The 294-nt window shown below is 71.4% G+C and carries 1 pseudogene; it reads right to left on the bottom strand.

Annotated elements, in window-relative coordinates:
- Positions 1-294, bottom strand: a pseudogene (locus tag ACG04R_RS28490) (hypothetical protein); the annotation flags it as partial.

Here is a 294-nt window from a genome sequence, read left to right as displayed (position 1 = left end):
CACGCGCCGGGCGGCGCAGGCTGGGCGCGCTTGAGCGTCAGCAGGCCCAGCTCGCGCTCCATCGCGATGGACGGGCAGGTCGCGAACACGGCGGCCATCGTCACGGCCATCAGCGAGAAGTCGGCGAACATGAAGCGCGCGGCGTCGGGGTCCTTCGCCGTCTGCTCGCCGGCCACCGCGAACGCGAACAGCAGGTAGAGCGCGACCGGCAGCACGAACATCGGCAGCACGAAGGCGGGTGAGCGCAGCAGGCGCAGCAGCTCCAGCCGGATCTCGACGACGTAGGGCGATGGG

This window comes from Pelomonas candidula, from assembly GCF_043555985.1.
Classification (GTDB): domain Bacteria; phylum Pseudomonadota; class Gammaproteobacteria; order Burkholderiales; family Burkholderiaceae_C; genus Pelomonas; species Pelomonas candidula.
Note: the sequence above shows the minus strand (reverse complement) of the source record. Positions and strands in the feature narration are given on the sequence as shown.